Source organism: Helicobacter pylori, from assembly GCF_021062735.1.
In the GTDB taxonomy this organism is placed as follows: domain Bacteria; phylum Campylobacterota; class Campylobacteria; order Campylobacterales; family Helicobacteraceae; genus Helicobacter; species Helicobacter pylori_DN.
Window position 1 is genome coordinate 1 of the sequence record NZ_JAHXLB010000019.1, and the last position, 23,621, is coordinate 23,621.

At 49.8% G+C, this 23,621-nt stretch carries 33 protein-coding genes; 28 read left to right on the forward strand and 5 right to left on the reverse strand.

Annotated features, from left to right (window positions below):
* The 21 genes from KX581_RS07370 to KX581_RS07465 all read left to right on the forward strand — a co-directional run.
* The coding region (locus tag KX581_RS07370) for a P27 family phage terminase small subunit (protein WP_231175993.1) at positions 1-421 on the forward strand (421 nt) is incomplete at its 5' end.
* On the forward strand, positions 387-2,147 hold the full coding sequence (locus KX581_RS07375; protein WP_231175994.1) for a terminase large subunit: 1,761 nt from the start codon (positions 387-389) through the stop codon (positions 2,145-2,147). The genes KX581_RS07370 and KX581_RS07375, both read left to right, overlap by 35 nt.
* Positions 2,144-3,337 carry a phage portal protein gene (locus tag KX581_RS07380; RefSeq protein WP_231175995.1) on the forward strand — a complete coding sequence of 398 codons (1,194 nt, stop codon included), beginning with the start codon at positions 2,144-2,146 and terminating at the stop codon, positions 3,335-3,337. The genes KX581_RS07375 and KX581_RS07380 overlap by 4 nt, the downstream gene beginning before the upstream one ends.
* The gene (locus tag KX581_RS07385; protein ID WP_231175996.1) at positions 3,338-3,910 is read left to right on the forward strand and encodes an HK97 family phage prohead protease; all 573 of its coding nucleotides are present in this window, start codon (positions 3,338-3,340) and stop codon (positions 3,908-3,910) included. It abuts the gene before it with no gap.
* Position 3,911: 1 nt separating this feature from the next.
* Positions 3,912-5,597, forward strand: a complete 1,686-nt coding sequence (locus KX581_RS07390) for a phage major capsid protein (RefSeq protein WP_231175997.1) — start codon at positions 3,912-3,914, stop codon at positions 5,595-5,597.
* A gap of 14 nt (positions 5,598-5,611) precedes the next feature.
* Positions 5,612-5,884 (forward strand): hypothetical protein, encoded by a 273-nt coding sequence (locus tag KX581_RS07395; RefSeq protein ID WP_231175998.1) that lies wholly within the window; start codon positions 5,612-5,614, stop codon positions 5,882-5,884.
* 1 nt (position 5,885) lies between these two features.
* Positions 5,886-6,200: a phage head closure protein gene (locus tag KX581_RS07400; protein ID WP_231175999.1), complete on the forward strand. Its 315-nt coding sequence runs from the start codon at positions 5,886-5,888 to the stop codon at positions 6,198-6,200.
* Positions 6,184-6,576, forward strand: a complete 393-nt coding sequence (locus tag KX581_RS07405; protein ID WP_231176000.1) for an HK97 gp10 family phage protein — start codon at positions 6,184-6,186, stop codon at positions 6,574-6,576. The genes KX581_RS07400 and KX581_RS07405 overlap by 17 nt, the downstream gene beginning before the upstream one ends.
* On the forward strand, positions 6,573-6,878 hold the full coding sequence (locus KX581_RS07410) for a hypothetical protein (RefSeq protein ID WP_231176001.1): 306 nt from the start codon (positions 6,573-6,575) through the stop codon (positions 6,876-6,878). Before KX581_RS07405 ends, KX581_RS07410 begins: the two co-directional genes overlap by 4 nt.
* Before the next feature lie 2 nt (positions 6,879-6,880).
* Positions 6,881-7,438 carry a major tail protein gene (locus tag KX581_RS07415; protein WP_231176002.1) on the forward strand — a complete coding sequence of 186 codons (558 nt, stop codon included), beginning with the start codon at positions 6,881-6,883 and terminating at the stop codon, positions 7,436-7,438.
* Position 7,439: 1 nt separating this feature from the next.
* Positions 7,440-7,781 carry a hypothetical protein gene (locus tag KX581_RS07420; RefSeq protein ID WP_231176003.1) on the forward strand — a complete coding sequence of 114 codons (342 nt, stop codon included), beginning with the start codon at positions 7,440-7,442 and terminating at the stop codon, positions 7,779-7,781.
* 198 nt (positions 7,782-7,979) lie between these two features.
* Positions 7,980-10,319, forward strand: a complete 2,340-nt coding sequence (locus KX581_RS07425) for a phage tail tape measure protein (RefSeq protein WP_231176004.1) — start codon at positions 7,980-7,982, stop codon at positions 10,317-10,319.
* On the forward strand, positions 10,319-11,140 hold the full coding sequence (locus KX581_RS07430; protein ID WP_231176005.1) for a phage distal tail protein domain-containing protein: 822 nt from the start codon (positions 10,319-10,321) through the stop codon (positions 11,138-11,140). Before KX581_RS07425 ends, KX581_RS07430 begins: the two co-directional genes overlap by 1 nt.
* On the forward strand, positions 11,124-12,161 hold the full coding sequence (locus tag KX581_RS07435; protein ID WP_231176006.1) for a hypothetical protein: 1,038 nt from the start codon (positions 11,124-11,126) through the stop codon (positions 12,159-12,161). Before KX581_RS07430 ends, KX581_RS07435 begins: the two co-directional genes overlap by 17 nt.
* Positions 12,158-13,030, forward strand: a complete 873-nt coding sequence (locus KX581_RS07440; RefSeq protein WP_231176007.1) for a hypothetical protein — start codon at positions 12,158-12,160, stop codon at positions 13,028-13,030. The genes KX581_RS07435 and KX581_RS07440 overlap by 4 nt, the downstream gene beginning before the upstream one ends.
* Positions 13,027-14,319, forward strand: coding sequence for a Kelch repeat-containing protein (locus KX581_RS07445; protein ID WP_231176008.1), 1,293 nt, complete (start codon positions 13,027-13,029; stop codon positions 14,317-14,319). The genes KX581_RS07440 and KX581_RS07445 overlap by 4 nt, the downstream gene beginning before the upstream one ends.
* The gene (locus tag KX581_RS08285) at positions 14,319-14,450 is read left to right on the forward strand and encodes a hypothetical protein (protein ID WP_269201271.1); all 132 of its coding nucleotides are present in this window, start codon (positions 14,319-14,321) and stop codon (positions 14,448-14,450) included. Before KX581_RS07445 ends, KX581_RS08285 begins: the two co-directional genes overlap by 1 nt.
* The gene (locus KX581_RS07450) at positions 14,440-14,874 is read left to right on the forward strand and encodes a carbohydrate-binding protein (protein ID WP_231176009.1); all 435 of its coding nucleotides are present in this window, start codon (positions 14,440-14,442) and stop codon (positions 14,872-14,874) included. Before KX581_RS08285 ends, KX581_RS07450 begins: the two co-directional genes overlap by 11 nt.
* A 3-nt stretch (positions 14,875-14,877) precedes the next feature.
* Positions 14,878-15,270: a hypothetical protein gene (locus KX581_RS07455; protein WP_231176010.1), complete on the forward strand. Its 393-nt coding sequence runs from the start codon at positions 14,878-14,880 to the stop codon at positions 15,268-15,270.
* Between the two features lie 12 nt (positions 15,271-15,282).
* The gene (locus KX581_RS07460; protein ID WP_231176011.1) at positions 15,283-15,606 is read left to right on the forward strand and encodes a hypothetical protein; all 324 of its coding nucleotides are present in this window, start codon (positions 15,283-15,285) and stop codon (positions 15,604-15,606) included.
* On the forward strand, positions 15,606-16,349 hold the full coding sequence (locus tag KX581_RS07465) for a peptidoglycan recognition protein family protein (protein WP_231176012.1): 744 nt from the start codon (positions 15,606-15,608) through the stop codon (positions 16,347-16,349). Before KX581_RS07460 ends, KX581_RS07465 begins: the two co-directional genes overlap by 1 nt.
* 216 nt (positions 16,350-16,565) lie before the next feature.
* Here the strand turns inward: KX581_RS07465 and KX581_RS07470 are convergent, their stop codons facing one another.
* The 4 genes from KX581_RS07470 to KX581_RS07485 form a co-directional block, all read right to left on the reverse strand.
* On the reverse strand, positions 16,566-17,651 hold the full coding sequence (locus tag KX581_RS07470; protein WP_231176013.1) for a tyrosine-type recombinase/integrase: 1,086 nt from the start codon (positions 17,649-17,651) through the stop codon (positions 16,566-16,568).
* 48 nt (positions 17,652-17,699) lie between these two features.
* Positions 17,700-18,248 carry a hypothetical protein gene (locus KX581_RS07475; protein WP_231176014.1) on the reverse strand — a complete coding sequence of 183 codons (549 nt, stop codon included), beginning with the start codon at positions 18,246-18,248 and terminating at the stop codon, positions 17,700-17,702.
* Between the two features lie 71 nt (positions 18,249-18,319).
* Complete coding sequence (locus KX581_RS07480) at positions 18,320-18,730, reverse strand: helix-turn-helix domain-containing protein (RefSeq protein WP_231176015.1); 411 nt, start codon at positions 18,728-18,730, stop codon at positions 18,320-18,322.
* Positions 18,731-18,982: 252 nt separating this feature from the next.
* Positions 18,983-19,294, reverse strand: a complete 312-nt coding sequence (locus KX581_RS07485; protein WP_231176016.1) for a helix-turn-helix domain-containing protein — start codon at positions 19,292-19,294, stop codon at positions 18,983-18,985.
* A 220-nt stretch (positions 19,295-19,514) separates the two neighbouring features.
* Between KX581_RS07485 and KX581_RS07490 the strand changes: the two genes are divergently transcribed.
* Positions 19,515-19,727, forward strand: a complete 213-nt coding sequence (locus KX581_RS07490; protein WP_231176017.1) for a helix-turn-helix domain-containing protein — start codon at positions 19,515-19,517, stop codon at positions 19,725-19,727.
* Between the two features lie 125 nt (positions 19,728-19,852).
* On the opposite strand, the gene KX581_RS07495 is transcribed toward KX581_RS07490, so the two are convergent.
* Positions 19,853-20,209: a hypothetical protein gene (locus KX581_RS07495; RefSeq protein ID WP_231176018.1), complete on the reverse strand. Its 357-nt coding sequence runs from the start codon at positions 20,207-20,209 to the stop codon at positions 19,853-19,855.
* A gap of 45 nt (positions 20,210-20,254) precedes the next feature.
* On the opposite strand from KX581_RS07495, the gene KX581_RS07500 reads away from it, so the two are divergent.
* The 6 genes from KX581_RS07500 to KX581_RS07525 all read left to right on the forward strand — a co-directional run bounded on the left by KX581_RS07500 (position 20,255) and on the right by KX581_RS07525 (position 23,462).
* Positions 20,255-20,533: a helix-turn-helix domain-containing protein gene (locus KX581_RS07500; RefSeq protein ID WP_231176019.1), complete on the forward strand. Its 279-nt coding sequence runs from the start codon at positions 20,255-20,257 to the stop codon at positions 20,531-20,533.
* A gap of 288 nt (positions 20,534-20,821) precedes the next feature.
* Positions 20,822-21,178, forward strand: coding sequence for a hypothetical protein (locus KX581_RS07505; RefSeq protein WP_231176020.1), 357 nt, complete (start codon positions 20,822-20,824; stop codon positions 21,176-21,178).
* 13 nt (positions 21,179-21,191) lie between these two features.
* Entirely contained in the window at positions 21,192-22,310 is a 1,119-nt protein-coding gene (locus tag KX581_RS07510; RefSeq protein ID WP_231176021.1) for a leucine-rich repeat domain-containing protein, read from the forward strand.
* Positions 22,311-22,312: 2 nt separating this feature from the next.
* A complete protein-coding gene (locus KX581_RS07515; protein ID WP_231176022.1) occupies positions 22,313-22,528 on the forward strand; it encodes a hypothetical protein in 216 nt (71 codons plus the stop codon).
* A 9-nt stretch (positions 22,529-22,537) separates the two neighbouring features.
* On the forward strand, positions 22,538-23,125 hold the full coding sequence (locus KX581_RS07520; protein ID WP_231176023.1) for a Sak single strand annealing protein: 588 nt from the start codon (positions 22,538-22,540) through the stop codon (positions 23,123-23,125).
* Complete coding sequence (locus tag KX581_RS07525; protein WP_231176024.1) at positions 23,115-23,462, forward strand: hypothetical protein; 348 nt, start codon at positions 23,115-23,117, stop codon at positions 23,460-23,462. Before KX581_RS07520 ends, KX581_RS07525 begins: the two co-directional genes overlap by 11 nt.
* The last annotated feature ends 159 nt before the right edge of the window (positions 23,463-23,621 follow it).

The following is a 23,621-nucleotide window of genomic DNA, read 5'->3' on the forward strand; positions in this document are numbered from 1 at the left end:
AAGGGGGGGGGAACTCTTTCCAACTCTACGGTATGTTTTGGAGAAAGGGGAAGCCATGACAAAGGAAAAATGGGTTGAAACTATCGAAAAACAGATGGAAAAACTCGGCACGGCCGACCCATCTTATCAATCTGCGGTAGAAACGCTTGCAGAGATACTGGAACAGCGGGATAAGACCAAGGCCGAGTTCAAAAAGTCCGGCGGTAAGTCCGTCATCGAATATACCAACAAAGGGAACGCCACAAATATGGTAAAAAACCCTCTGTTGATTCTGTGGGACGACCTCAACAAGAGCGCACTGGCATACTGGCGCGAATTGGGGCTTACTCCATCGAGTTTCCGCAAAATGACCGGCGGAGTGAAGGAAAAGGAGGAAAAGGGCGGCCTTGCCGCTGCTCTTGCCAGCCTTGAGACAGATTAAGGGTAAGAACTGGCCCGTAGTCCTTGAGTATGCCGAAAGCATCAGAGACGGGAGAAAGGTCGCTTGCAAGGAATTGCGGCAGGCTGTTGACCGTTTCTTTGCTGACCTCGATAATGACGAGTACGATTTCGCGCCGAAAGGGCCGGAGTTCTGTATTCAAATCATCGAAAAGACCCTCTGCCACCAGCAGGGGGAAAAGCTGGACGGTACACCGCTCCGGGGGAAGCCGTTCCTGTTGGAGCCGTTTCACAAATTCATCATATACAATCTTCTTGGGTTTAAGTTGAAAGGCACCGATGTGGTGCGGTTTCATGAAGCCCTTATTTTTATCCCTCGAAAGAACATCAAAACCAGTTTTGCCGCTTCCCTCGCATGGGCGCTGTCCCTGTGGTACCGGCGCAGCGGTTCCAAAACCTACATATCGGCCGCGGCTCTGATGCAGTCCCTTGAAAGCTTTAATTTTCTGGATTATAACATCCGGCTTATGGGCGAGGACGAGAAGCATGGCGGCGGTGTAAAGATCATTGACAACAACAACGAGCACTCAATGGAGGCAGAGCTTCCAGACGGCTCGTTTTTTATCCGCGCTCTGGCTGCAAACCCGGATGCGCAGGATTCTCTTAACTGCAATATTGCGATCTGCGATGAAATCCACGCTTTTACCAAGCCTAAGCAGTACAACCTTTTTAAGGAAGCCATGAAAGCCTACACCAACAAGCTGCTGATAGGTATTTCCACGGCTGGCGATAACGAACAGGGCTTCCTTGGGCAGCGGCTGCAATACTGCCGAAAGGTGCTGGATGGCACCATCAAGGACGAACAATATTTTATCTTTATGTGCTGCGCCAATCCGGATGAGGAGGGAAATATCGACTATACCAATCCCCTGGTACATGAGATGGCCAATCCGGCCTATGGCGTTTCCATCCGGCCGGAGGAAATTCTAAACGATAGCTTGCAGGCGCAGAATGACCCGCAGCAGCGGAAAGATTTCTTCGCAAAGTCTCTCAATGTCTATACCGGGGCTATCAAGTCCTATTTCAACCTCGACGAATTCCGGCGAAGCGATGAAAAATACAACTGGACGCTGGACGAGCTTTCCAAGCTCCCAATAGAATGGTACGGTGGTGCAGACCTCTCAAAAATGCATGACCTAACGGCGGCTGCGCTTTTTGGAAATTACAAAGGCGTGGATATCATCATCAGTCACGCTTGGTTCCCTGTGGTGCAGGCTCATGTTAAGGCCGACGAGGATGGTATACCGCTTTTCGGCTGGGCCGATGATGGGCTTTTGACCATGTGCAACAGTCCAACCGTAAACCACGCCGATGTTGTCAACTGGTTTGTTACAATGCGAAAGCGCGGTTTCCGAATACGACAGGTGGGGCATGACCGTAAATTCTGCCGAGAGTATTTCATTGGCATGAAATCGGCTGGGTTTAACATTATCGACCAACCGCAGTATTTTTACAGGAAATCAGAAGGTTTCCGGCATATCGAGCAGAGCGCCAAAAATGGGACGCTGTATTATATGCATTCCGAAGCATATGAGTATTGTGTTGGGAATGTCTCGGCCGTCGAAAAGACAGACGATATGATCCAGTACGACAAGGTAAGACCGACAAACCGAATTGATGTGTTCGATGCCTCCGTATTCGCCACGGTGCGGTACTTGGAGGCTTTGGATAAATCTAAAGCAGGAAAGAAATGGTGGGGTGATAAATGAGCATAGCAAATTTTTTTGAGCGCTTCCGCTCTCGGGATAAGCCCCAAACGCGGAGCGCTGTATGCCTGTGTGATGGAACCGGCTGGAAAGACCTAACCTGTTCCGGCTATACAGACCTTGCGCACAACCCGGAAATCTGTGCCGCTGTTGATAGGATTGCGTCTTTAATTGGAAGTATGACAATCTATCTGATGCAAAACACCGATAGTGGAGATATCCGGGTTAAAAATGGGCTGTCTCGTGTGGTTGATATCGAGCCGAACAGTTACATGGGCCGGTCAAACTTTATCCAGTGGATCATCAAAACAATGCTGCTGGATGGCCGGGGGAACGCTGTAGTGCTCCCAAAGACACGGAAGGGGCTGCTCCGGCGTCTTGACCCGATTCCGGCGGCGTTTGTAGCATTTGTACCGAATGGGGAACGGTATTATAGCATCGAAATATCTGGGAAACCCTATGACCCGAAGGATGTGCTGCATTTTGCCATAAATCCGAGCAATTACTACCCATGGAAAGGCACTGGGTACAGCATTGCGCTGGCTGATGTGGCAAATAACCTCAAGCAAGCGGCGAAAACAGAAAATGGCTTCATGGCCAGTGAATGGAAACCGTCTCTTATCGTGAAGGTAGATTCGCTGACGGACGAGTTTTCTGACCCGGAGGGGCGTGCAAAGCTCCTTGGCGATTTTGTGGCAAGCAATAAAGCCGGGGAACCTTGGCTGATTCCTGCCGAGCAATTCTCGGTGGAACAGGTAAGGCCCCTTACTCTATCTGATCTTGCGCTGGCAGACTTCGTAAAACTGGATAAAACGACGGTGGCAACCATTCTTGGCGTGCCGCCTTTTGTTTTGGGCGTTGGCGAGTTCAAGCGAGACGAATGGAACAACTTTATTTCTTCCCGTATCATGCCGATTGCACAGATTTTGGAGCAGGAGTTTAGCCGAAAGCTGCTCGTATCTCCGGATTACTTTTTCCGCTTCAATGTCCGCTCCCTCTACAACTATTCCTTGGAGGAAACCATCAAAGCTGGCGCGGAAATGGTTGACCGCATGGCAATGACACGGAACGAGTGGCGCAGTTGGGTTGGGCTTACTCCGCACGAGGGGATGGATGAGCTTTTGGCCCTTGAAAACTACATTCCCGCGGACCGCCTTGGCGATCAGAAAAAACTAAACGGAGGAGGTGAGTAAATGGTAGGAGCAAGACAGGCAATCAGCCGCAGTGGCGACTTCAAAACCCGCGCTGCTGATGGAAACCTCTACATTGAGGGCTATTTCGCCACCTTTACCGGCGAATACCGGATGTGGGATAAAGCCATCGAGCGCATTGACCGAGGAGCCTTTGATGGTACCCTCGGTGATGATATTCGGGCGCTGGTTAACCATGATACCACAATCGTGCTTGGCAGAACAACAGCTGGTACACTGACCCTCCGCGTTGACGATTTGGGCCTTTGGGGGTCCATCCTCATTAATCAAGCGGATCAGGACGCCATGAACGCCTATGAGCGCGTAAAGCGTGGGGATGTTTCCCAATGTTCTTTCGGCTTTGACATCCTTGACGAGGAAACCGAAATCCGGCCAGATGGCACAACCGTGTGGACTATTCGCAAAGTCAAACTGTATGAGGTATCGGTCGTTACCTTCCCGGCCTACGAGGACACCATGGTAGAGGCTCGGAAAAAAGACCTTGAAAAGATCAACGAGCGCAAGCTCGACCAATGGAGGGCCGAAGCCCTCAAAAAACTAAGAAAGGAGTGCTGACATGGCACTGAAATCCATTATGATTGCCAAAAAGCTGGAACTGAAAAGAGCAGCTTTTGAGGCACTGGTAGCTAAAGACGCAGAATTTGCAACACGCTCCGCTGAAATCGAAAAAGCAATCGGCGAAGCTACCACCGATGAGGAGCAGCAGGCTGTTGAGGACGCCATGAACAAATTTACCGAGGAACAGGATGCCCACAACGCCGAAAAAGAAAAACTGTCCGCAGAAATCAAGGGCCTTGAGGAAGATTTGGAAAATGCCGAAAAGGATCCTCCCAAGGCTGAACCCAAAGCAGAAAAGAAAGACGAAAGGAATGATTTTACCATGAATACCATCAACATTCGCTCCCTCCCCATGAATGTGCGCGCCTTTGACGCTCTTCCCAAAGAGCAGCGTGACGCTATCGTAGCCCAGCCCGATGTGCAGACCTTCTTTGCGGAGCTTCGTAACGCTGCCCGCAGCAAGAGAGATATCACCGGTGGTGAGCTGACCATCCCTGTTGTATTCCTCGACCTCATTGCCGAGAATATGTATCGCTACTCCAAACTGATGCGTCGGGTCCGCATCCGCAATGTCAATGGCGAAGCCCGTCAGACCATTGCCGGTACTGTCCCCGAGGCCGTTTGGACTGAAATGTGCGGTGCCATCAATGAGCTGACCTTCAGTTTTAACCAGATCACTCTTGACGGCTTCAAGGTTGCCGGTTATGTTCCTGTTTGTAATTCCCTGCTGGAGGATAACGATGTAAACCTCGCCTCTTGGATCGTCGAGATGCTGTCCGAGGCTATCGGCCTTGCCAAGGATAAGGCCATCCTGTACGGCAAGGGCGCTGGTCAGAAGATGCCTCTCGGTATTGTGACGCGTCTGGCGCAGGAGAGCAAACCCAGCGATTACCCGGCCAATGCTCCTGCTTGGGTTGACCTGCACACCTCCAACATCATCACCATTCCCACTGCTTCCACCGGCGAGGCTTTCTGGGCTGCGCTGGCTGTTGCTGCTGGTAACACCTTCACCCGCTATTCCCGCGGCGAGCGCTTCTGGGCTATGAATAGCAAGACCCTGGCTACTCTGCAGTCCAAGGCAATCCTTGCTACCGCTTTGGGCCGGTATGTCACCTTTGACGGTATGACCATGCCCATCATCGGCGGTGATGTGGAAATCCTCGAATTTATCCCCGATGGCGACATCGTTGGCGGCTATGGCGACCTGTACCTGTGGGCGCAGCGCTCCGGCATGACCATCGAAGCATCCCGCGAGGTTCAGTTCATTCAGGATAACACCGTATTCCGCGGCAAAGAGCGTGCTGACGGTATGCCCGTTATCCCCGGCGCTTTTGTGGCGATCAACATTAACGGCGCTTCCGTAACCACCTCCATGACCTTTGCGGCTGATACCGCCAACAACGCTAAGCTGTCCGCTCTGACCGTTGGAAACCTGTCCCTCAGCCCTGCTTTTGATGGCGATGTGCTGAGCTACACCGCTACCGCTTCCGCTGCGACTGCTGCAGTAAACGCCACTACCGAGGTTGCTGGTGCGCAGGTCGCTATTGCCTACAACAACGCCAATGTGAAGAACGGCGGCTCTGTTACCTGGCTGGCTGATGGCGCTGCCCATCCTCTGACCGTTACTGTCAAGAATGGCAACGAGACCGTTGTTTACACAGTCAATGTAACCAAGGCTTCCTAAAAGGGGGTTAAAGCATGACAGACGCTGATATCCTCGTGATCTTGAAGGTTGATTTGCAACTTTCCACAACAGCGCTTGACGATTACCTGTCGGCGTTGATCGCGTCTGCCAAGGAGTATATCGCTACCGAGGGAATCGTACTTTCCACCAGCACCGGTGATGCTATGCTGGTGGAGATGTACGCCGCCTACCTTTACCGGCAACGCCGGGAAAAGGTCGTAGCAATGCCCCGGATGCTCCGGTGGGCACTCAACAACCGGCTGTTTGAGCAAAAGGTGGGTGATTGATTTGGATGATCTCATTACATTAATCTCCCAAACCTTTGAGCAGAACGATATCGGGGTACAGATTGCCACAGAAACCACAACACAGGTCTGGGCGCGGCTGCAGTCCGCTACACGGGCGGAGTTCTATTCCGCCGGTCAAAACGGCTTGCAGCCGTCCCTTGTGGCGGTTACTCCTATCGCCAACTATGCTGGGCAGAAATTAGCCGAGTGGCGCGGCACACGCTATTCCATTTATCGCACCTATTTTGTAACAGGCAGCGATGAAATAGAGTTGTACCTTGAGGAAAAGGTGGGCAACGATGTCGAAAACGGTTAGACCGGATGAGTTGGCAACGGCAATCCTGTCCGAACTGAAAAACTATGACCAGGCCGTTACGGATGGCGTAAAAAAAGAGGTTCGGCAGGTGGCAAAGGAATGCCGCCAAGACATTGTGACCGGCAGCCCGGTACAGACCGGCGATTATAAGGCCGGTTGGCGTGACAAGGTCGCATATGAGAGCTACAGCGATATCCGTATGCGAATTTTCAACAAAACGGATTACCAGCTCACGCACTTGCTGGAACATGGTCACGCAGGCCCAGGCGGAACCGCAAAAGGCTCTGCCCGCCCATTCCCCCACATCGGCCCAGCGGAGCAAAAGGCAGAGCAGAAACTATTAACTCGTGTAAAGGTGGTGATTAAGAAAGGATGACACTGCAAGATGTCAATTCCCTGTTAAAACAGACGAGGATGCCCGTAGCTTACGGTTACTTCAATAAGCCGCAAAAGTTACCGTATATCCTCTATCGCGTCTCCTACTCCAATAATTTTGGCGCTGACAATGTGGTGTATCACCCCATCAACCATATACAGGTTGAGCTTTACACAAAAGATAAAGACCTAACAGCAGAGGGCAAAGTCGAACAGGCTTTGTCCTCTCTGTTTTGGCAGAAGTCCGAGAGTTACATTGAAGATCAGCAGTGTAACCAAGTAGTTTATGAAATCGAGGTGTAAAAATGGCTGATAAAGTTAAATTCGGTATCTCGAATGTCCATTACGCTATCCTCGACGGGGAAAATAACACCTATGGCACTCCCGTAGCCATCCCCGGCGCAGTTAGCCTGTCTTTGGAGCCTTCCGGCGATACCACACCGTTTTATGCGGACAACATTCAGTATTTCGTAGCCGTGGCGAACAGCGGCTACACCGGCGATCTCGAAGTCGCCGTTTTCCCCGAAGCATTCCTCAAGGATGTTTTCGGTTACACTCTTGACACCACCAGCAAGGTGATGATCGAGAATGCAAACATTCAGCCCAAGTCCTTCGCCCTGCTGTTCCAAGAGGAGGGCGATGTGAACGGAACTAAGTTTGTTCTTTATAACTGCACCTGCACCCGCCCCACTCGTGAGCTGAACACCACGACCGAGAGCGTAGAGCCGCAGACGCAGACCGTCAGCATCACCGCTTCCCCGCTGGCCAATGGCAACTCCCTTGCCTACACTACGGCGGAGACCCCGGAGGCGACCGTGAACGGCTGGTACACCGCCGTATTCACTCCGACGACTGGAGGCTGAAATGAACAAAGTAATCGAGATCGACGGAAAAAGTGTAGGGTTGTGCGCTAATGCGCTGACCCCACGCATCTACCGCCATAAAGTGGGTCGGGACATTGTCCGAGACCTGCAAAAGCTACAAACAGCAGCGACATCCGATGACGGATCTTTTTCCGTAAGCGATCTTGAAATCTTTGAGGATGTCGCTTTTATCATGGCTCGGCAATATGACGGGTCCATCCCCGACAATGTTGACGAGTGGCTGGAGCAGTTTGAGATGTTTTCCATCTATAAAGTGCTCCCTGCTATTTTGGAGCTTTGGAGTCTGAACAACAAGACTACCGCTGTTCCAAAAAAAAAATAAAACAAACCGTGCGTGAGCCTACCGGGTCAACCTTTATGCTCCGCTGCGCTGAACTCGGGTTATCCGATGAAGCGCTGGAGGACATGACCTGCGGAATGGTCTATGATTTGATGATCGAAAAGTCCAACGACGCAGAACAGTATGCCATAAAGGGCAGACCCGGCGGCTTGCGTGATTTCTTCGCAGGAGGTGGTAAGATTGGCTGAAAATGTTAAAGGCATCGTTGTTGAAATCGGCGGTGACACAAAGGGACTGTCAAAAGCGATCAGCTCGCTGAACAGCGAAATCCGTGGGACACAATCGGAGCTTAATAAGGTCAATCGCCTGCTGAAACTCGACCCGACCAATATTGACCTGCTCAAGCAAAAGGAGAAGTTGCTCGGGGATCAAATCAAAAATACAGAAAACAAGGTTGAAAGCCTCCGAAACGCCAAAAAGCAAGCGGATCAAGAAATGGCCGCAGGAACGGAGGTCAACCAAAAACAATACCGTGAGTTAGTACGTGAACTGACCAGCGCCGAACTAAAGCTGAAAGACCTACAGGCCGAAGCGTCCAAGAGCCGTGCGGCACTTGCACAGGTTTCAGCGGTTACCGGAGCAATAGCAGAAAAGTCCGGGAACATTGCAAAGAAGTTTGCACCGGCATCTTTGGCCTTTGCAGGCGCAGGAGTGGCAGCCACAAAAGCGGCTGTAGAATTTGAAAGCGCCTTTGCTGGCGTTGAAAAAACAGTAGACGGCACTACAGAGCAGCTTGCGGCACTCCGGCAGGGCATATTGGACATGGCAGAAGAAATTCCTGCGTCCACTACGGAGATTGCGGCGGTTGCGGAAGCTGCTGGACAGTTGGGTATTGCCACCGATGATGTACTTGACTTTACCCGCGTCATGATCGACTTGGGCGAAGCAACAAACCTTTCCGCTGATGAAGCTGCCTCTGCACTTGCCAAATTTGCCAACATTACCGGAACGACCGCTGATGAATACTCCAAACTCGGCAGTACCATTGTTGACCTTGGCAATAACTTTGCCACAACAGAGCGCGATATTGTTGAGATGGCTACACGCCTTGCGTCTGCTGGTACAGTTGCCGGGTTGTCCGAACAGGATATCCTTGCATTGTCTACCGCAATGTCCTCGGTTGGCATCAACGCAGAGGCAGGCGGTACGGCAATGACCCAAACAATGACCGCAATAAGCAAGGCTGTGTCTGCTGGCGGTGATGATCTTGAAACATTTGCAAAGATCGCTGGTGTATCTGCTTCTGAATTCGCAGATATGTGGGGCAATGAACCGATAGACGCAATCAGTGCTTTCATCGGCGGGCTTGGGAAGATGAACGAAAATGGAGAGGACACAATCGCCGTATTGGATAAATTGGGGCTCTCCGGGATTCGCCAGTCCAATATGCTTCGTGCGTTAGCCCTTGCGTCCGATGTGTTGGACGATGCTGTTACAACCGCAAATACTGCATGGGACGAAAATATTGCCCTCTCCAACGAGGCAAGCAAAAGATACGCAACGACCGAAAGCCAGATGAAAATACTCAAAAACGGCCTTAATAATCTTGCAATTTCCATTGGCGATATCCTGCTGCCGATTATCAATAAAATCGTCGCAGGGCTTCAAAATGCAATCGATTGGTTTTCAAACCTCGACGATGGGGTCAAAAAGACGATCCTTATTGTCGGCGGTCTTATTGCGGCGATTTCCCCGATTGCAGGTATTATTTCAGGAATTACCGGAGCCATCAGTTTTATAACTGGAACGGTTATCCCGGCGCTGATAACGGCCATAAATTTCATAATCGCAAATCCTATCGTGCTTCTCATAGCTGCCATTGTAGGACTTGTTGCTTGGATTGCAACAAGTGGAGACGAGATACAGGCCATCCTCCAGCGTGTGGATGATTTCTTACAGGGCGTATTTACGACGGATTGGTCGGAATCGTTTGGAGTATTGGGGGAAATCTTAAATTTCTTCTTCGCAACAGTAAAATCCGTTTGGGATTCCATAAAGGCCGTTTTTGACGGTATTATCGATTTTATTCGTGGCGTATTCACGGGGGACTGGGAAAGAGCATGGACAGGTGTTCAGGAAATCTTTAAGGGCATCTTTACAGCCCTTGTGGCGATTGCAAAGGCTCCTCTTAATGGAATCATCGGCCTTATCAACATGGTTATTGACGCCATTAACTGGATGATAAACGGCCTTAACAGCATTCACTTTGATGTTCCGGATTGGGTTCCTGTTTTGGGCGGTAAGTCCCTCGGATTTAATATTCCGACCATCGGAAAAATTGCTTATCTTGCCAAGGGCGGAGTTTTGTCCTCCGGCAGCGCCATCGTCGGCGAAGCCGGGCCGGAGCTGCTTACCATGGCCGGTGGCCGTGCCCATGTTATGCCACTGAACGGAAACGACCGTGGCGGCATCACCATCGAAATGAACAACACATTTAACGGCTACGATAACGCAGCCGGTGAAGCTGCCGCAAGGAACTTGGTACAGGCGGTCAACCGTGCGCTTGGGAGGGCTTACTGATGAGAAAATTTAAGCTCAAGAACGGTGTCGGCGCCGAATGGGATTTGATGGACAAAACGGCGTACTTCAATGCGCCAGGTGGATTAGGCTTTGGCAAAACCTACTCCACCATCCAAGCCGGAAGCGCATGGCTGGTATCGGATGAATTCCTTAACCAGTATGCCGTGACAGGCGAAATGATATTCTTCGACTATTCCCGGTATCAGGCGTTTATTTCGTTCGTGACAAAAGGCCCGCTTTACCTGATGTATTCCCCGCTGGACACATGGTACAAAATCAAGTGTGAAGTGCAGTCTGCGGATAAGTCGGAACTGAAATCCGGCTATTTGGCAGTACCGATTACATTCCTCTGCTTCGGGACTTGGCACGAAGCTGTTAAGGTAACACAAAGTCAAGCGCCAGACCAAGGAATTAAAAGGTACAGTTACACTTATCCTTATTACTACGCAGAAACAGCAACAGGAACTGCAAAAATAAGAAACGGGGATTTGGCATCACCGTGCAAACTGCAAATCTTCGGCCCGGTCGTCAATCCTGCTTGGGCGCTTATCAAGGCCGGTACCCGTGTAGCGGTCGGAAAAGTAACCGCAACAATCCCTGACGGACACAAACTCGTTGTTGATGCTGACCCTGCAACAATGGAGATCGCAGAGTATGCGCTCGACGGGACATACATCCAAAACCTGTACCAGTCCAGCGACTTTTCGACCGGAAGATTTATCTATGCTCCGCCGGGAGAAAGCACTTTGACATTTTCGCACGACGGCACATCGGATATCGTAGCATATGTGGAGGTGGAGAAACTTGCATACTCTGTTTAAGTGCGAAGTATTCGCAAGGGATTTCACATTCCGAAGTTTTGCTCCGATTGAAAGCCCGGAGATACGGTTTGACTACCTGACCCTAGAAAAAACTACTCTCCGGGCCGTAAAGCTGGATGCGAAAAAGGGCGACTTTATAAGCGTTACAGACCAAAACGGGAATGTAGCTTATCAGGGAATCGTTGACGATGTGGAAACAGATAAAACGGGCGTAACGATTTCGGCGCAGCCTCTTATGTCGCTTTTTGACACCGAGGTATATTTCGATCGCACGACCTCTGCAAAGATTGAGCCTTTTATTGCTTCGATCATCCGAGATAACTTTGTTTCTTCTGGAGATGCTTTGCAAAACATATCCGGTATGACGGTGGAAACGACCTCCGAAACGACCGGGGCGCTCAACCTAAAGGACAACATCCACAGCTTTTACGAGATCATTACCAAATCCTTGACAGCTTACGGCATAGCCATAAACATGGCCTTTGACCCGCAGAATAAGGCTATTACCGTTACGGTTGGAAAGGTAAGTGAAAGCGCTGTCATCGAAGCAAGCCTGCAAGCCATTGTGGATAAAAATATTATCATTGGCGACAGCTCAGGCCAGCTGAACAAGGTGACCATCTACAACAAGGCCGATGAGACGCAGCGCATAACCTACTATCTGCATCCTAACGGCAAGGTCGACACAAACAACACGGACAGAATTACACCTGTGTTTTTTGCGGCGCAGTTTTTGGAAACGGATATCAATTTTGAATCTGCTGCATACAAAAAGGCTTACGAAGCGTTAAGCCCGCAAAAGTATGACAACATGATCGAGCTGACTGCCCGAAACGACTGTGGCGTACTTGATACCTCGATGGCCATCGGCACAGAGGTTTTGGTCATTGATGGCGACAGTAGTTACAAATCTATCCTTACCGGCTATGCAAGGTCGCAGGATGTTACAAAAATGACCTTCGGCGTTGTCCGTGCCGACCTTACCAAAATTTTGATCCTTGAAAGGAGGGCAAACGCATGATAACGCTGCTCCAGTATAACGCATCTATCGTAACTCCAACGGATGATGCGTATCTGTACAACCACATTATCAACGACAGCGGCATCTTTACTGGCGTTGAAGTAACTACACAGGGTGGTAACATCATAAATGTTTCCGATGGCCGTGGTATAATCCTCGGCCGAAACTTTGTTGTGGAAGCCCAAACGATCAATGCGACGCTTCCGACCAGCGGCTCTGTCCCCGGTCGATTGCTTATCCAAATTGACATGGCAAACACCGAAGCACCGATTTCTTTTGTGACACAGGCGCAAGACCCGCTTCCGGCGCTGGTGCAGGAGGATATCAATGCAAGCGGTACTGTGTACCAGCTGCCGATAGCCACTTACACAGCCCAGCCCACAATGATCTCCGATTTGCAGTATGTAGCGCACACCATCAGCCCCGGTACTGTTGCGAGCTTTAACGGCCGCACCGGAGCGGTGACACCGCAAACCGGCGATTACACCGGCAGCCAAATCAAAATCCCCGGCTACAAGCAGGCAACCTCCCGGCAGAATGTAACCACAACAGATACGGTAACGCAGGCCATCGGAAAGATGGAGTACAAGATAAACCGGGCGGTTGTTATTAAGCAGCTTTCGCTTCCTGCGGCATCTTGGCTCGGCTCCGAAAGCCCCTACAGCCAGACGGTAACCGGCCTTGGGACTACTGCCAATAGCAAGGTGGATATCCAGATGGACGCAACCGCTCTTGGCGTTATCATAGACAGCGGCACATCTGCCCTTTGGATTGAGAACAACAATGGTACCCTTACCGCCAAAGCAATGGGCGAAAAGCCCAATGCGGATATGGCGGTACAGGTAACAATAACGGAGGTAACCGCATGAGCATCATCTATGGCAATCCAATTATTACCAACGGTGGGGGGGTAAAACTCAACATTGATTACGGTTCTACCCCTCCGACAGACACAACTAAACTATGGGTACCTTTGGCGAGTAAGCCAGACTTCGTGAAATGCAGCCCTGTTTTGAATTATGGAAATGAATACACTGAGACAAAGAACTGGACAGTTGGTTTTTCTCAGCTTAGAAGTGACAATCCGCAAATGTGTTCGTACGGTAATTATATTTATTCTGTTTGTCCATTTATAGGTAGTCAGCAAAATGATATATATAGATATGACGTAACAACAGGAGAAAGAACGACTTTTTATTCAGACCTGGTTTACCAATATAGCGTACTCGCATTTACTGTTGGCAAATACATGTATACTTTTAATCATACTGTTGGAGCAGATTCCGAGTATGTAGATAAGTTTGATTTGGAAACAGGAGAAAAAACTACACTAAGAAATGTTTCTTATCCCTTTACAGGCACAAATACATACTATTTTTCAAGTGGTTGTGTTAGTGGAAATAAAATATTTCTTGTTGGTTCATATGTTGGAAGTATAAACTCTGCTACTGTATCAGTTTTCGATGTAACAACAGAAAAATTTACTTATCATGGAAATATGCCAGTACAAGCTCAAGGAACCTATAATGCAGCTTGTGTTGCAGTAGGAAGCAAAGTTTATGTATTTGGAGGCACAACAAGAGTCTCATTTGACCCACGGAAGTCTATACAGACATTTGATGTTGATACGCAAGAATATACTCAGAATAACAATGTACTACCTTATATTGTGAACTATGTAAATAGGTGCTGTAGATTTGGTAACTATGCATATATCTTTGGAAATATAGATACTACTCTGTATCGAAAAAAGATAATTCGTGTAAATTTAGATACCTTGGTCGTTGATGTGCTTGAGCTTGAATTACACGCAGATAGAATATCAGCTTGCTGTGGATTTGTTGGTGATAAATTTTATCTTCTTGGGGGTTCTAATGCTTCTTCAGTAGAAACATTTACACAATCGACTGTTTTGCAACAAAATCATCTATTCCTCCAAGCAGACTTTGGATTTGACAATCCATTCACAGTCGTAAAAGGTCAAAAATCCGAATTTGAAGCCTACTTACGAAACGCTTATATCGGAGATTCAAACAACATCGCTCAACTCACAAATGCTTATATTTACGATACAACTACAAATCAGTGGAAAACACTTTCTGGCGAAAGTTATATCCTTGATACACTTAATGCTCTTAACATTATGGGGGTGAACTAATGGGCTATTACACCGAAAAAGCCAAAGAAGTAAAAGCAAAGCAGGAAGCAGAGTTGGAACATCTGAAAGCAGCGCTGCAAACCCTTGGCGTAGAAACCGAAGAAAAGGAGGAAACAGCCAATGCGGAATGACATCTTAGAGCAGGCGCAGGAAATCCGGACGAGCATTGATAGCGTGACTGGTGCCATGGCGGACGCTGATGCAGCAAAGAACCCCATGCTGTTCCTACCATGGGAAACTGGCACCAAGTATGCGGTGGGTGACCGCAGACGACACGATGGCAAGGTATACAAGTGCTTGCAGGCGCACACCTCGCAGGCAGACTGGGAACCCCCGGCTGTTCCTGCTCTGTGGGTGGTAGTCAACACCAGTTCTCCCGGAACGATTGATGACCCAATCCCGGCATCGAAGGGTATGGAATACGAGTACGGCAAGTACTACCTCGACCCGGAGGACAGCAAAACCTACCTCTGCAAGCGTTTGAATGAAACAGGCACCATCGTGCTGTATTACCTGCCGCATGAGCTTATAGGCCAGTATTTTGAGGAGGCATAACCCATGGAAATTGCACTGGCCCTCCTCGGCTCCGGCGCATTGGCTACCGTCATTAGCTGGCTGCTGCATCGTATTGACCGCAAGCAGGACAAGCAGGATCAGATTATCTCCGGTATGGCAGCCTTGGACAATAAGCTGCAACAGCATATTGATTCTGACGAACGCTACCGGACAGATATGTGCCGCATCCGCATCCTGCGCTTTTCGGACGAGCTGCGCCGTGGGGTGAACCACAGCGAAGAATCCTTCAACAATGTGCTGGAGGATATCGACAACTACACAGAGTACTGTGTGGAGCACGAAGATGTCTACATCAATTCCAAAGCGGATGCAGCGATCCGCAACATTAAGAGCGTCCACGACCGCTGTATTCGTGGGGAACTCAAATTCCTTTAAGGAGGACATAAAATGAACGAATTTGTAACTTGGACTTCTCTTGGTACTTACGCAGGCGCTGTAATGATGGTCACAATCATTACCCAGTTCCTCAAGCAGACCCCCCTCAAGAACATCAACACCCAGCTGCTTGCTTACATCATCTCTGTGGCCATCCTCATCGGAGCCGAAGCCTTTAACGGCTCTGCTCTGACGGTACAGGGCGTGGTGCTGTGCCTGCTCAATGCGGTTATCGTGGCCTTGGCTGCTAATGGTACATATGACGCAGCCACCACCGGCATGGTCAAACACACTGATGCGGCTATTTTGGATGCCGAAGGAAAGGGGGAAGCCTAATGGCTTTCCTCTCTCCCGACAATGTACGCTATGATAACGGCGTAAAAATCTGTGAAAAGCTTATTCCTGATAGCGCCGTATGGAACCGAGACTATACCGAGGCCGGTTATACATACCGCAAAGGTACGCAGTACAAGGCAAACCGGGCGTTATCCGCCATTAACGGTGTGACTATTCACAATACTGGCCGGATTAAAATCCCCAGCGGAACCACAATGGCGGAGCAGTACACCAGAGCAACTTATCCCAACTGCAACATGGGGTCTGTCCGTGTCCACTACTATGTGGACGAGAACGAAGCATGGCAGAACCTTGACGAGGGCGAGGTCGGCTGGCACGCTGCCGATGGAAACTACGGCCCCGGCAACAGCACTACCATCGCCATCGAGATCATCATGGACGGAACTGATGCCGAGTACAATCGGATTGCCGAAGATAATGGCGCAAGACTTTGCGCTGCTATCCTAAAACGGCATGGCTTGGACGAGAGCGCCGTCTATCAGCACCATGACTGGTACGCAAGGAAAGATTGCCCTGCCTATATCAGGCCGCACTGGAGCGCATTTTTGGCGTTGGTGCGGCAGTATCTCAATGACGATACCCAGGCGCCGAGCGATTATGATAAGCTGGTCGCCGAGTTGGAAGACATCAAAGAAAAATACAGAACCGAACACGCATCCGCACAGGCATTGCGTGGCAGAATTTTAGCCGCCATCGAACAGTACGATACGGTGGCAAAATAACTCACTTTGCAACTCACTTTTGTTCCGAAAGTGAGTTTTTCATGCTTTTTTCAGCGGAATAAAAGTCGGAAAAACCGCTTGATTCCTACACTTTACGGCAATAGCATAATTTTGCGTGTGGGTTCAAATCCCTCCATCTCCGCCACAAGAAAAGCCCAGTTTCAAGCGAAAACTGGGCTTTTTCTTTTTCCTTGTAACTCACAAAATAACTCACTTTTATTCCTGCGTAGCCAAAATACCGCCGAAAACATCATCAAGAGCGCTTGTTATCTGCTTTTCCATTCCGGAAACAGCGTGCCCGTAAACCCCGAATGTATCCATGCTCTTGGAATGCCCGACCAGCTGCTTTACCCAACCCTCCGGCAGCGCTTGTGCCATTGAGACAAATGTGTGCCGCAGCTCATAAGGCGTTGTCTGTGGGATATCATTTGCTTCACAATACCTTTTCCAGCTTCTGCGGTAGTGCTCTCCCCTCTTTACATCAAAGAGATACAGCCCGTTTGATTGGGCGAGCTGGTTCTTCAAAACCTCCTTGCCCATCTCGCCGACGAAAACGGCGCGTACAGCGTTTTCGTTTTTGCCTGTAGTGATTTCGTCGTATTCGTTTATGGAGCGTCTGACGATGATTTTCCCCGTTTCTAAATCAATATCATTGCGCATCAAGCCGCGCAGCTCTCCGGGGCGCAGACCGGTAAGGACTTCAAGGCGGTAAGCATTCACCAACGGGTCGACTATGCGCTTATTATAAAGCGTTGTCGTATCTTCGGCAAAAAGTTTAATGACATGCTCCGGCTGCAAGATGTTCTTCCTGCTTGCCCTCGCGCTTTTGGGGATAGCTATATCCTCCGGAGTGTAATTGCTCACTTTCGCTTTGCGGAGATATTTGCAGAAAGAGGTAAGATCTGCTTTTATGTTGTTGAGGGTCTTTTTGGATAGCTGCCCCTCTTGATACGCATGGTCAACCACGCGCTGCAGCACGGCGTCTGAAAGTGCAGATGCTTTCATGTGCCCGATCTGCGGGTCTATCCACTTCCGCCACCGTGCGTCGACTGGACGCCAGTTACTTATTGTTGTATGCGTTTTCAGCTGCTCCATATAGCTTTCGTGCAGCTCTGACAGGCGCAGCTTGGTTCCACTGATGCCAGATGACAACCATTCATCAGCCTTGCGATTTGCTTCCCGCTGCCCTTCCCGTCCGGGCCTGCTGCTGGTAAATGTTTTTCTCACGCCGTCCTTTTGCACGGCTATTTGCCAGCGACCTTGCTTTTCCAACCATTTTGCAGTATTTGTTCTCTCTTTCATGTTATCCTCCTGCAATTAACCGCCCTCGTTTCCGGGGGCGGTGTTTTTTTATTTTTCTGCCATTACATCGTATACAACCACGCCGTTCATAATCGTCAAGAGGGTGTTGTCCTCATTGGCATCGTTGACCACTGTGACTGTTACATATTTATCCTTTGCGCCAAGCGTATCAACAGCATCAGATATCGAATTGCACAGTTTAACCATGCTTTCACGCATTGTTACCCATGGCTCGTATGTATCGTCGTATCCGTCCGCTTTTGCTTGCGCCACTTCTGCAGCTACTCCTGACGCTTTTGCTGCTATAACAAGACCGGTGTCATCGTATTCTAAAGAGTACTCAATCCCTGTGCCCTCCGCATTTTTATCAAGCACAGTTTTTATGGCCGAAGCGACTACGGACATATCCACTTCCGTGTTTTGCTCCTCTTGCTGTTGCTGCTGATTTTGCTGATTGTCCTGTTTGTCTTTATCCTTTTCTCCACCGGCAAGCGCTCCGATGATTGCAATTATGATAACAATTAGGATTATTGCTGTTACCATCGTTTTTTTCTTCTTTGGCTTGATCTCTGGTGTTGTTTTCTCCATTTCCTCCATAGTCGTCTCCTCCAGTACTGATTATTGTACACTTTACGGTGTACGATTATATTTGGAAAGAACATCTGTTCTTAATCCCGAATTAAACCGTAGTTAAGGTTATTTGCATCGATTAGGACGAGGTATAAAATCATCATCGCCAGCAGGGCAAAAATAACTGCGAAAAGCGTTTTGGAGAGCCTCCGGCGCTGGCGCACCTGCTCTTTCAGCATCTCGATCATTTCTTCGCTGTTCTGGCTGTCTGTTTTGTTATAGACTTCCTTCACGAAATGCTTGTCGAGAGATATGTGCAGCGCTTGGCAGACGGAAGCAACGAGAAAAAGGCTTGGATTTTTTGTCGGCTCCGAAAGCAACCGGGAGATCGTCCTCTCAACTGTCCCGGCATTGTCGGCCAAATCCTTGTGTGTCATTCCCTGCTCCTGCCGTTTTGTGGCTACCTCCAATAAAAAGTTTTCCCAATTCCTTTCTTCGTCTGAATTCACAAACTCATCTCCTGTTTTTTGTTACCGGGCACTTTTGTCAGGAAAACATGACAAATTTGACGCCAAAACCGCAACATTTGTCAGTACATATTGGCAATGCAATTTGTTACAATTGAATTGTACCAAATACCTACTGAATTTGGAAGGATTTTTATTCGACAATAATTGACAAAAGAGGAGGAACACCAATGGATTGGAACACGGCGTTAGAGCAGCTTATTTTACAAATGACACCTGAACAATGCGAAAGAGCTATTTCTCTAATAGCAGCGAAATGGCCTTATATACTTTCTCGGCTTCCTCCGGCGAAAGAGTCCGGGAAAGCTCCATAAGTTTTTTATTGGCAGGATGCAGCTCACCTTCGGTGGGCTGTTTTTCTTTACCCAAAAGCTCGTCAACGGTGATGCCGAAGTAATCGGCGACCTTTTGAAGCGTTGCATCGGTTGGCATAGACCCTGACTTCCATCTGGAAACAGATGGCTTTGTCAGCCCAATTTCCAATGCAACAGCACTTGGCGTTTTGCGCACAGAGTTACAAAGCCTCAAATAATTGTCATAAAACACAGTTAACACGCCCCTTATTTGTGCAAGCCTACAAAGTTAACAAAGTTGCGCATTTCCCCTTGACGGATAACAGAGTAAACTGTATAATAGGAACATGGTCAGCGGAGTAAACCGAAGTGCCCCAGCAATCGCCAGGGTAGCGCAATATTTATCCCATAAATATGATAGCACACTTTGTTTACTCTTGCAACAAAAAATTAAAGAAAGGAGGACAGTTTGGATGCCTGCACAATGGACTGGCGACATGGTCGGCAAGATGCACAACAACAGAATTACCATGACACAGGTCGCCGAAAAACTTGGCGTGACCAAGGCGTATGTCTGCATGGTTCTCAACGGCCACAGAAACCCAAAGGGAGCAGAACAGCGGTTCATGGCTGCGCTGGACGAGCTTATCAAGGAAAAGGAGGAGGACAATGAAAGACTGGCATGACATGAGAAACGATGAATTTGAAAAATACCTTATCGAGGTCTACGGCGATACCAGCTGGAAAGCATACCTATTTAAGACCAGGCCACCGCAGATTATCACGGTTGTGTGCGGTGTTCTCTCCATCATCATAGCGGCAGTAGTGATATTATCCCATGTTGCATGAGGAGAGACAGGACGGCGAGAAGAAAACCGGCGATTGCAACCCCTGTTGTAATCCAATACCGGACGCTTAACTTCTTCTCGGCCTGCATGGCGGCTTTAACGCGCAAACCGTTTTCCGATAGGCAAGCAACTCCCTCATCAAAGGAGCCATTGCTAAACCAGTAGTATTCGCCGCCGAAACCGCCATCTACCAGCTTTGACCGGAGCATAGTTTGAAATTCAGCCTTATTCAATCTGGCGCTGTTGCTTCGCTTGAATTTGCGAAATATTCTCTTTTCTTCTTCGGTCAAAGAATACGAAACATCAAGTTTTTCGCTCATAATATCACCTCAACCATAGTTTACCACATGAAGGGAGGGATAGCAATGTCAAGGAAGGTTGATACATACCGCAAACTGCGAGCGCTGATGCTGGAACTTGGCCACGACCAGACAAGCCTTGGGAAGCGCACCGGTATGAGCCGCCAGCAGATCAGCGACAGAATGATTTGCAAGACCCCGTGGACATTGGAGGAAGTCTATAAGGTCTGCGATGCATTATTTATTCCAATAAAAGATGTCAAGAAGTTTTTCCCGCCAAACGGGGTGGAAAAGAAGGAGGAACAACATGGAAGCAACAACCAACACCTTTATCCGGTGGTTTAACTCGGATGAGATCGTTCCAAGCAAGGACGGACGATACCTATGTCAGACGGCACCTGGGTATTTCGCTACCCTTCCGTTCAGCGCTAAGCACAGAATGTTCAATGTATGCGGAGATCATGTGGAGACCGTTATCGAAGTCCAGTGGTGGGCATTCCTACCGGAGCTCCCGCAAAAGGAGGTACAGGAAGATGAGTAAAAAGGAGTGGCTGCAGGAAGCCTTGGCCGTAGTCCTCGGAATGGGAACCATCTTCGCAGCGGTGACGATCCTGCTGCTGGTGAGGTAAGGCCATGGAGCAGAACGAGAGGATAGCAGTTATCCGGGAGAAGTTCCCCGGTTACACCAAGCCGGTGGACAGTATGTGCAAACGGCCGGAGTATTATGGCATCCGGCGTACTGCCGAAGCGGAAGCGCTGATAGCGGACAAGCCCGGCAGGAAGCGGGAAGCAAACTATAAGCTGTCTGTGCGTATTCCTTTGGGTTATGTGAATATGGCGGAGTTCCGTCAGCAGCTTATCGAAATGGGTTACTGCAACTTCACAGCATGGGTTCTGCGCTGTATCCGCCGCCAGCAGGAGGAATACAAAAAAAGAAAGGCCCCCGTCAAAGACGGAGACCTAACCACCACCACAACTATACAGGATTAAAGGAGGAATGTCAATGGAGATCGCGAAAAACACAATGGGGAGTAGGCTCACACTGGATAAGGCAAAACAGATGATGGAGAAAAGCGGCGGCTCGCTCGACCTCAGCGGCACGCAGATAACCAGCCTGCCGGATAACCTAACCGTAGGCGGATGGCTCGACCTCAGCGGCACGCAGATAACCAGCCTGCCGGATAACCTAACCGTAGGCGGCTCGCTCGACCTCAGCGGCACGCAGATAACCAGCCTGCCGGATAACCTAACCGTAGGCGGCTCGCTCGACCTCAGAGGCACGCAGATAACCAGCCTGCCGGACAACCTAACCGTAGGCGGCTCGCTCGACCTCAGAGGCACGCAGATAACCAGTCTGCCGGACAACCTAACCGTAGGCGGATGGCTCAACCTCAGCGGCACGCAGATAACCAGTCTGCCGGACAACCTAACCGTAGGCGGATGGCTCGACCTCAGCGGCACGCAGATAACCAGCCTGCCGGATAACCTAACCGTAGGCGGGGGGCTCGACCTCAGAGGCACGCAGATAACCAGCCTGCCGGACAACCTAACCGTAGGCGGATGGCTCGACCTCAGCGGCACGCAGATAACCAGCCTGCCGGATAACCTAACCGTAGGCGGGGGGCTCGACCTCAGCGGCACGCAGATAAGAGACAAGCGAAAAAGACAGTGGAAAGTCAAGAGGTTGAACGATGGAGAGTATAAGCCCGGCAAATATCTGTATGCAGATGGCATTTTGACGCACATCAAATCCACCAAAAATGTCAGTGAATATACCCTCTATATCGGCAAAATCAAAGGGAGGAATGTGGTAGGAGATGGCAAAAACTATGCCCACTGCAGCAACTTCCGCGATGGCATCGCAGACTTAAAATTCAAGGAAGCCGCAGACCGTGGCGCAGACCAATTCCTCGGTATGGACATGGATAAGAAAATCCCGTTGGAGGACTGCAAGACAATGTATCGTATCATCACCGGTGCCTGCAGACAGGGGACAGAAGCATTTGCTGAGAGCCTTCACTCCGCCGGGAAGCTGCAAGACAGCTACACCATCCGAGAGATGATAGCGGTAACGAAAGGGCAGTACAACGCCGAGAGTTTCGCAAGATTTTGGGAGGAATGAGCATGAACCCATACGATGTCCCGGATAGGCCCATCCCGAGCTGGGTGGATAACTACGATGATAAGCCGCACATCTGCCCGGAGTGCGGCTGCGAGATCAACGAGACCATTTACATTAAGGACGGCATGGTCATTGGCTGCGAAAACTGTGTTAAGCGGTTTGACGCCAGCGATGCGGATGCTGACAGGTACTTTGATGAAGAACCAGACAGATATTAAGGAGGAGCTATGGAGAACTACTTTCGAGAATTGAACAGCATCAACTGTTCTGACAAGACAGAGAAGAAGAATGGCCTTACATACCTTTCTTGGGCATGGGCCTGGGGAGAAATCAAGAAGCTGCACCCGGATGCCACCTATACCATATACGAGGATGCTAACGGCCTGTTTTACCACACAGACGGTAAGACCTGCTGGGTTAAGACTGGCGTAACCGTCAACGGCATTGAGCACATCGAGTATCTGCCGGTCATGGATAACCGCAACCGCTCAATCCCGGCCAGTGATGTTACCTCATTCGATGCCAATAAGGCAATCCAGCGTTCCCTTACAAAAGCATGTGCCCGTCATGGCCTTGGCCTATATATCTACGCTGGCGAGGACTTGCCGGAGGGCGCAGAAAGAGAACCGGAGCCTACCGAGTATTGCATCGACTGCGGGCAGCAGATCACCGGTATCAACAAGCGCAACGGGGAGTATTGGCCTGTAAGCGAGATCGCCGCCTACAGCGTCCAGCGGTTCGGCCGCAAGCTGTGCCCGAACTGCCAGAAGAAAGCCTTTGCCGCCGAAAAGGAGGCCGAGAAGAATGGAGCTTGACCTGTGGACCGAGCTGCAACAGAAATCGGCACAGCTTAATACAGCCGTTAAGACCTTGCGAAATTCGGGAAGCGAGTATGCTGCTGCGGAGCGGGACTATAAAGTCCTTCTCCGCACCGAGTGCTTAAAGCTCAAAGATGATGGAGTTGCCATCGGCCTGATCGACAAGACCTGCTACGGGATACCGAGCGTGGCAGAAGCACGGTTTAAGCGAGATGTTGCCGAAGCAGTCTACAAGGCGAACTTGGAAGCAATCAACAGCCTTAAACTGCAAATCAGGATCATCGATAACCAAATCGGCAGAGAATGGGGACAGGCTGGGAGGTGTGACGGTTGAAAAACGAATGGGGCGCAGAGCTTGACCGAAACGGCTACGCTCCGAGCATCGTACAAGCCGATACTTCCCGATGCTTCCTATGCCAGCGCTCAGGCGTAAAGCTCGACCGCCATGAGATCTTCGGCAACGCCATGCGGAGCAAAAGCAAACGCATGGGGC

Coding starts and splice junctions, on each gene's coding strand:
- KX581_RS07475 (WP_231176014.1), bottom strand. CDS start 18,248: ATGGAGGAAATGGAGAAAACAACACCAGAGATCAAGCCAAAGAAGAAA.
- KX581_RS07440 (WP_231176007.1), top strand. CDS start 12,158: ATGATAACGCTGCTCCAGTATAACGCATCTATCGTAACTCCAACGGAT.
- KX581_RS08285 (WP_269201271.1), top strand. CDS start 14,319: ATGGGCTATTACACCGAAAAAGCCAAAGAAGTAAAAGCAAAGCAGGAA.
- KX581_RS07390 (WP_231175997.1), top strand. CDS start 3,912: ATGGCACTGAAATCCATTATGATTGCCAAAAAGCTGGAACTGAAAAGA.
- KX581_RS07420 (WP_231176003.1), top strand. CDS start 7,440: ATGAACAAAGTAATCGAGATCGACGGAAAAAGTGTAGGGTTGTGCGCT.
- KX581_RS07470 (WP_231176013.1), bottom strand. CDS start 17,651: ATGAAAGAGAGAACAAATACTGCAAAATGGTTGGAAAAGCAAGGTCGC.
- KX581_RS07395 (WP_231175998.1), top strand. CDS start 5,612: ATGACAGACGCTGATATCCTCGTGATCTTGAAGGTTGATTTGCAACTT.
- KX581_RS07410 (WP_231176001.1), top strand. CDS start 6,573: ATGACACTGCAAGATGTCAATTCCCTGTTAAAACAGACGAGGATGCCC.
- KX581_RS07465 (WP_231176012.1), top strand. CDS start 15,606: ATGGCTTTCCTCTCTCCCGACAATGTACGCTATGATAACGGCGTAAAA.
- KX581_RS07510 (WP_231176021.1), top strand. CDS start 21,192: ATGGAGATCGCGAAAAACACAATGGGGAGTAGGCTCACACTGGATAAG.
- KX581_RS07495 (WP_231176018.1), bottom strand. CDS start 20,209: ATGAGCGAAAAACTTGATGTTTCGTATTCTTTGACCGAAGAAGAAAAG.
- KX581_RS07450 (WP_231176009.1), top strand. CDS start 14,440: ATGCGGAATGACATCTTAGAGCAGGCGCAGGAAATCCGGACGAGCATT.
- KX581_RS07505 (WP_231176020.1), top strand. CDS start 20,822: ATGGAGCAGAACGAGAGGATAGCAGTTATCCGGGAGAAGTTCCCCGGT.
- KX581_RS07380 (WP_231175995.1), top strand. CDS start 2,144: ATGAGCATAGCAAATTTTTTTGAGCGCTTCCGCTCTCGGGATAAGCCC.
- KX581_RS07385 (WP_231175996.1), top strand. CDS start 3,338: ATGGTAGGAGCAAGACAGGCAATCAGCCGCAGTGGCGACTTCAAAACC.
- KX581_RS07445 (WP_231176008.1), top strand. CDS start 13,027: ATGAGCATCATCTATGGCAATCCAATTATTACCAACGGTGGGGGGGTA.
- KX581_RS07525 (WP_231176024.1), top strand. CDS start 23,115: ATGGAGCTTGACCTGTGGACCGAGCTGCAACAGAAATCGGCACAGCTT.
- KX581_RS07490 (WP_231176017.1), top strand. CDS start 19,515: ATGCCTGCACAATGGACTGGCGACATGGTCGGCAAGATGCACAACAAC.
- KX581_RS07515 (WP_231176022.1), top strand. CDS start 22,313: ATGAACCCATACGATGTCCCGGATAGGCCCATCCCGAGCTGGGTGGAT.
- KX581_RS07455 (WP_231176010.1), top strand. CDS start 14,878: ATGGAAATTGCACTGGCCCTCCTCGGCTCCGGCGCATTGGCTACCGTC.
- KX581_RS07500 (WP_231176019.1), top strand. CDS start 20,255: ATGTCAAGGAAGGTTGATACATACCGCAAACTGCGAGCGCTGATGCTG.
- KX581_RS07520 (WP_231176023.1), top strand. CDS start 22,538: ATGGAGAACTACTTTCGAGAATTGAACAGCATCAACTGTTCTGACAAG.
- KX581_RS07430 (WP_231176005.1), top strand. CDS start 10,319: ATGAGAAAATTTAAGCTCAAGAACGGTGTCGGCGCCGAATGGGATTTG.
- KX581_RS07405 (WP_231176000.1), top strand. CDS start 6,184: ATGTCGAAAACGGTTAGACCGGATGAGTTGGCAACGGCAATCCTGTCC.
- KX581_RS07460 (WP_231176011.1), top strand. CDS start 15,283: ATGAACGAATTTGTAACTTGGACTTCTCTTGGTACTTACGCAGGCGCT.
- KX581_RS07415 (WP_231176002.1), top strand. CDS start 6,881: ATGGCTGATAAAGTTAAATTCGGTATCTCGAATGTCCATTACGCTATC.